6 protein-coding genes are annotated in these 6,221 nt (G+C 67.1%); all 6 read left to right on the top strand.

Annotation, left to right across the window (positions count from 1 at the left end):
- On the top strand, positions 1 to 455 hold a 455-nt coding region (locus ACMUOO_RS02965; protein WP_413854855.1), incomplete at its 5' end, for a 4Fe-4S dicluster domain-containing protein.
- Complete coding sequence (locus ACMUOO_RS02960; RefSeq protein WP_301919906.1) at positions 456 to 1,331, top strand: dimethyl sulfoxide reductase anchor subunit family protein; 876 nt, start codon at positions 456 to 458, stop codon at positions 1,329 to 1,331.
- 169 nt (positions 1,332 to 1,500) lie between these two features.
- Positions 1,501 to 2,610 (top strand): mandelate racemase/muconate lactonizing enzyme family protein, encoded by a 1,110-nt coding sequence (locus ACMUOO_RS02955; protein WP_301919907.1) that lies wholly within the window; start codon positions 1,501 to 1,503, stop codon positions 2,608 to 2,610.
- Positions 2,611 to 2,671: 61 nt separating this feature from the next.
- Positions 2,672 to 4,237 carry an ABC transporter substrate-binding protein gene (locus tag ACMUOO_RS02950; RefSeq protein WP_301919908.1) on the top strand — a complete coding sequence of 522 codons (1,566 nt, stop codon included), beginning with the start codon at positions 2,672 to 2,674 and terminating at the stop codon, positions 4,235 to 4,237.
- 95 nt (positions 4,238 to 4,332) lie between these two features.
- Complete coding sequence (locus tag ACMUOO_RS02945) at positions 4,333 to 5,286, top strand: ABC transporter permease (RefSeq protein WP_301919909.1); 954 nt, start codon at positions 4,333 to 4,335, stop codon at positions 5,284 to 5,286.
- A 10-nt stretch (positions 5,287 to 5,296) separates the two neighbouring features.
- Positions 5,297 to 6,220, top strand: a complete 924-nt coding sequence (locus tag ACMUOO_RS02940; RefSeq protein WP_413854854.1) for an ABC transporter permease — start codon at positions 5,297 to 5,299, stop codon at positions 6,218 to 6,220.
- The last annotated feature ends 1 nt before the right edge of the window (position 6,221 follow it).

Below are 6,221 nucleotides of genomic sequence, written 5' to 3'. Positions count from 1 at the left end.
GCCCGACCGGCGCCAGCTACAAGCGGGCCGAGGACGGGATCGTCCTTGTCAACGAGGACGCCTGCATCGGCTGCGGGCTCTGCGCCTGGGCCTGCCCCTACGGTGCGCGCGAACTCGACGCGCAGGCGGGCGTGATGAAGAAATGCACGCTCTGCGTCGACCGCATCTACAACGACACCCTGCCCGAGGAGGACCGTGTGCCGGCCTGCGTGCGCACCTGCCCGACCGGCGCACGGCATTTCGGCGATCTCGCGGATCCGGAAAGCGCGGTCAGCCGGCTCGTCGCGGAGCGCGATGGCTACGACCTGATGCCGGAACTCGGCACGGCGCCGGTGAACAAGTACCTGCAGCCCCGGCCGAAGGGCGCGGCCGAGGCCCGGCCGCTCGCGCCTCTCCTCGACGTCAGGGCGACGGGCCTCGCCGGCTGGCTCGACCGGCTGCTGGAAAGGCTCTGAATGCATCCCGCGCCCTCGGTCATCCTCTTCACGACGCTCTCGGGCGCGGGCTTCGGCCTGCTCTTCGTGCTTGCCACCGGCGCCGTCGCGGTCTTCGGGCTCGAGGCGTTCCTCCTTTGGGGCCTTGGCTACCTGCTGGCAACCGCAGGACTTCTCGCCTCCACCTTTCACCTCGGACGTCCGGAACGGGCAATGCGCGCCTTCAGCCAGTGGCGGACGAGCTGGCTCAGCCGCGAGGCCTGGGCCGCGGCGGGGGCACTCCTCATGCTCGCGCCCGTGGCGCTGGCGGCGGTGTCTGGCGGCGGGCTGCCGCCGGCCTTCGGGCTCACCGGGGCCCTGGCCTGCCTTCTCGCCCTGCTGTCAACCGGCATGATCTACGCCCAGCTCCGCACGGTGCCGCGCTGGAACCACTGGACCACGCCCGCGCTCTTCTTCGCCTGGGCGCTTGCGGGGGGCACCATCCTCGCCGGGTTGCCCTATGCCGCCGCGCTTCTCTGCGCCGCGCTCGCGGTCCTGCAGCTTTTCGCCTGGCGCAGCGGGGACAGACGCTTCGCGGCGCGCGGCCACACACTCGCGACGGCCACCGGACTCGGGTCACGCGGTGTTGTCCGGTCCTTCGCGCCGCCGCACACGGGCCACAACTACCTGATGCGCGAGATGATCCACGTCGTCGGCCGCCGCCATGCCGCGAAGCTGCGGACCCTCGCACTTCTCCTCGGTGCCGTCATTCCCGCGATTCTCGTGGTGGCCCTGCCGTCCTCGTTGCCGGCACATGTCCTCGCCTTTGCGGTTCACCTTGCCGGGGCGTTCGCCGCCCGCTGGCTCTTCTTCGCCGAGGCCGAGCATGTGGTCGGTCTGTTCTACGGCGCGCGGTGACATCGCCTGCGGGATGTAAATTGACTAGACAATCAACAAAAAGCAGGCAGGATGTCGCCCAGGGGGAGTGGTCGGTCGCGATCGGGAATCGCCTTCGCCGGCGAACGCGGACGCTGCAGCGCCGAAAGTCGGACCGGGGCGGCGGCGCCCGCGCAGGGAGGGGGAGGCAATGACGAAGATCTCGAAGATCGAGACCTTCTCGGATGAATTCGTGTGCTTCACCCGCGTCATCTCCGAGGACGGTTCCTTCGGCTGGGGCCAGACCTCCACCTACAATGCCGACATCACCGCCCAGGTTCTGCACCGCCAGGTCGCGCCGCATGTCCTCGGGCAGGAAACCGGGGATATCCTCGGCCTCGTCCGCCGAGTGGAGGAGAAGGAGCACAAGTTCCCCGGCTCCTACCGCTGCCGGGCGCTGGCCGGGCTCGACACCGCGCTCTGGGACATGGCCGGGCGGCGCGAGGGCAAGCCGGTGGTGGAGCTTCTGGGTGGCCGGCCCGGCCGGCTCAGGGCCTATGCCTCGTCGATGAAGCGCGACATCTCGCCTGCGGACGAGGCGGCGCGGCTCTGCCGCTTGCGCGACGAGAAGGGCTTCGACGCCTTCAAGTGGCGCGTCGGCGCCGAGTGCGGCCACGACATCGACGAATGGCCGGGCCGGACGGAGGAGATCATCCCGACCGTCGCCCGCGCGCTCGGCGACGGGGCGGCCAAACTCGTCGACGGCAACTCCGGCTTCTCGCCCGGCCGTGCGATCGAGGTCGGCCGGATGCTCGAGGCCGAGGGCATCGGTCATTTCGAGGAGCCGTGCCCCTACTGGGAACTCGACCAGACGAAGGAAGTCGCCGACGCGCTTGCCATCGACGTGACCGGGGGCGAGCAGGACTGGGACATGATCGTGTGGCGCCAGATGATCGGGACGCGCGCCGTCGACGTGGTGCAGCCCGACGTGATGTACATGGGCGGCATCGCCCGCACGCTCCTGGTGGCCGGGATGGCGGCGGAGGCGGGCCTGCCGTGCACCCCGCACAGCGCCAACCTCTCGCTCGTCACGATCTGCACGATGCATCTTCTGGGCGCGATCCCGAACGCCGGAAAATATCTGGAATTCTCGATCGAAGGCGACGACTATTACCCGTGGCAGAAGGGGCTCTTCCGGGGTGACCCCTTCGCCGTCGAGGACGGCGAGGTGCGGATCCCCGAGGGACCCGGTTGGGGCGTGGAGATCAGCCCGGACTGGCTTGACCGGGCAACATACAAGGCGAGCGAAGTGGCGACCTGAGCGGCCCGCGATGCGGTGCGGACATGAGCGAAAAGCAAGAACCGACAACAGGGAGGAAGACATGAGAGACCATCTGACACGCGGCGGACTGAGCCGCCGGAGCCTGATCAAGGGCGCGACCGCGCTTGGCGCCGCCGGCCTGATCCTTCCGGCCGGCGTGCGGCGGGCTGCGGCCGAGCCGAAGCGTGGCGGCATCCTGAGAATCGCTCAGGCGGCAGGCAACACGACCGACGGCTACGATCCCGCGACCTGGGATTCACAGTTCGTGCAGGTCCTGCATACGGCGCGCTGCGGCTATCTGACCGAGATTGCGGCCGATGGCTCGCTGGTTGGCGAGGTCGCCGAAAGCTGGGAGGCGTCCGCCGATGCGGCCACATGGACCTTCAAGCTGCGTGAGGGGATCACCTATCACAGCGGAAAGTCCGTGTCGGGCGATGACGTGGTTGCCTCGATCAACCATCACCGCGGCCCCGACAGCAAGTCGGCCGCCAAGCCGATTGTCGAGCCGATTACCGACATCAAGGCCGACGGCAACACCGTGACCTTCACGCTGAGCGCGGGCAACGCCGACTTCCCGTTCATCATGTCGGACTACCACCTGCCGATCCTGCCCTCGGCGGACGGCAAGATCGACGCCACGACCAAGGACGGATGCGGCGGCTACATGATCGATTCGTGGGAGCCGGGCGTCGGTGCGAAGCTGACGCGGAACCCGAACTACTGGAAGCCGGGCCGGGCGTGGTTCGACGGGATCGAGATGAACGTGGTGCTGGATTCCGCGGCACGGCAGAACGCGCTGTTGACGGGAGAGGTCGACGTGATCGATCCGGTGGATCTTACCACCGTCGCGCTTCTGGAACGCGCGCCGGGGATCAAGATACTCAGCGTGGCCGGAACCCAGCACTACACCTTCGCGATGGACACGCGCGCCGACCCCTACAAGGATAACAATGTCCGCATGGCGCTGAAATACGCTCTCGATCGGCAGGAACTGGTAGACAAGATCCTTCAGGGCTACGGCACGATCGGCAACGACCATCCGATCGGTCCCAACCAGCGCTACTTCTATGCCGACCTGGAACAACACAGCTACGACCCGGACAAGGCGAAGTTCTACCTGAAGGAAGCCGGGCTCGACTCGCTGAGCATCCAGCTTTCCGCGGCCGACGCCGCCTTCACCGGCGCCGTTGATGCGGCGGTGCTGTTCTCGGAAAAGGCGGCGGCGGCGGGGATAACCCTCGAGGTCGTGCGCGAACCGAACGACGGCTACTGGGACAACGTCTGGTTGAAGAAGCCGTTCTGCGCCGTCTACTGGGGCGGCCGTCCGACCGAGGATTGGATGTTCTCGATGACCTACGCGACCGGCGTGCCGTGGAACGACACGTTCTGGTCAAACGCGCGGTTCGACGAGCTGCTTCTGGCAGCGCGGTCCGAACTCGACGAGGACAAGCGGCGCGAGATGTATCACGAGATGCAGTCGATCTGCGCAAACGACGGCGGGACCATCATCCCGATGTTCGCGAGCTACGTCATGGGTATGTCGGACAAGATCGGACACGAGGACAGGGTCGCGGGCAACTGGACGCTCGACGGGTTCCGCGCACTCGAACGCTGGTGGTTCGTCTGACGGTCCCGGCCCCGGCGTCCTGCGCCGGGGCCTTTCGCCCCTGACGGGGCCAAGCCGCAGGGAATTGCCGGCAAGACTGAGAAAGGGGGGCGCAGTTGTCCGACATATGGTCCATGATCGCCAGGCGGCTCCTGCTTGGCCTGCTCACGCTCTTCGTCATATCGCTCATCATCTTCGGCGCGACGGAACTCTTGCCGGGCGACCTCGCGCAGAACATCCTCGGCCAGTCGGCCACGCCCGAGACCGTCGCGGCCTTCCGCCGGGAACTCGGGCTCGACCTGCCGGCCCACACCCGCTACGTCAACTGGCTTCTGGGCGCGCTCCAGGGCGATTTCGGCACGTCGCTGGCCAACAAGCGGCCCATCGCCGATCTCATCGCCACCCGGCTGTCCAACACGCTTTTCCTCGCCGTCTATGCCGCGGCGCTCTCCGTGCCATTGTCGCTGATGCTTGGTATCCTTGCCGCGCTCTGGCGCAATTCGATCTTCGACCGAGCGGCGAACGCGCTCGCGCTGACCTCGATCTCGTTTCCCGAGTTCTTCGTGGCCTACATCCTGATCTTCGTGCTCGCCCAGTCCGGGCTTTTCCCCTCGATGGCGCGGATGGACCCCACGACGACCTTCTCCGAGGCGCTCTACCGCACCTTCCTGCCGGCGCTGACGCTGACGCTGGTCGTGACCGCGCACATGATGCGGATGACGCGGGCGGCGATCATCAACCTGCTGGCCAGCCCCTATATCGAGATGGCACGGCTCAAGGGCATGTCGCCCGCCCGCGTGATCCTGAAACACGCGTTGCCGAACGCGCTGGCGCCGATCGTCACCGTTGTCGCGCTGAACCTCGCCTACCTCATCACCGGCGTGGTCGTGGTCGAGGTGGTCTTCGTCTACCCGGGCCTCGGCCAGTTGATGGTCGACAGCGTCGCCAAGCGTGATTTCCCGGTCGTGCAGGCGGTCGCGCTCATCTTCGCTGCGGCCTACGTGCTTCTCAACCTCACCGCGGACGTGCTTTCGACGCTGTCGAACCCGCGGCTCATTCATCGCAAGTGAGGGGGCCCGCATGTCCGTCCTGTTCACGATCTTCTGGATCGCCGTCGCAGTGGTCGCCGCCATGGCGCTGGGATGGCTGTTTCGCTGGGCCGCCGTCGCCGCGAGCCGCGGCGAAGCACGCAGGGCGCTGAAGACGGCTCCGTTGGCGGCGAGCTTCGGAATGCTGGTGATCCTGATCTATGTTGTCGTCGCGCTTTTCGCTCCGCTGATCGCGCCCTACGCCGAACGCGAGGTGGTGGGGGCACAGTTCCTGCCCTGGGATGCGACGCATCCACTCGGCACCGACAACCTCGGCCGCGACATGCTGAGCCGTCTTGTCTACGGCGCGCGCAACACCGTGGGCATCGCCTTCGCCACCACAGCGCTCGCCTTTTTCGCGGGCTCGTTCCTCGGACTTCTGGCGGCGGCCGTGGGCGGCTGGCTCGATCAGGTTCTGTCGCGACTCGTCGATATCCTGATGGCGATCCCGGCGCTGATCTTCTCTCTCCTGCTGCTCACGATCTTCGGCACCTCGATCGTCACGCTTGTCCTGGTGATCGCGACAATCGACGCGACGCGGGTATTCCGGCTGGCGCGGTCGGTCGCGCAGAACATCGTGGTCATGGACTACATCGAGGCGGCGCGTCTCCGGGGCGAGGGGCTGATCCGGCTGATCTTCCGAGAGATCCTGCCCAACGCTCTGGCGCCTCTGGTCGCCGAGTTCGGCCTCAGGTTCTGCTTCGTATTCCTCGCCATATCGGCCCTCTCGTTCCTCGGCGTGGGCATCCAGCCCCCAACCGCCGACTGGGGCTCGATGGTGCGGGAAAACGCGACGCTGATCACCTTCGGCGATGTCACGCCGCTTCTGCCCGCCGGGGCCATCGCGCTCCTGACGGTTGCCGTCAACTTCGTGGTGGACTGGCAATTGCACCGCGCCAGCGGTCTGAAGGAGTGAG

The sequence above is a fragment of the Albidovulum sp. genome, from assembly GCF_041919395.1.
GTDB lineage: Bacteria > Pseudomonadota > Alphaproteobacteria > Rhodobacterales > Rhodobacteraceae > Albidovulum.
The sequence above is the reverse complement of the archived record's forward strand: the minus strand, read 5'-3'. Positions and strand labels throughout refer to the sequence as shown.

Excerpts from the sequence above, each read along its gene's own strand:
- ACMUOO_RS02960 (WP_301919906.1), top strand. The coding sequence starts at position 456 with ATGCATCCCGCGCCCTCGGTCATCCTCTTCACGACGCTCTCGGGCGCG.
- ACMUOO_RS02955 (WP_301919907.1), top strand. The coding sequence starts at position 1,501 with ATGACGAAGATCTCGAAGATCGAGACCTTCTCGGATGAATTCGTGTGC.
- ACMUOO_RS02950 (WP_301919908.1), top strand. The coding sequence starts at position 2,672 with ATGAGAGACCATCTGACACGCGGCGGACTGAGCCGCCGGAGCCTGATC.
- ACMUOO_RS02940 (WP_413854854.1), top strand. The coding sequence starts at position 5,297 with ATGTCCGTCCTGTTCACGATCTTCTGGATCGCCGTCGCAGTGGTCGCC.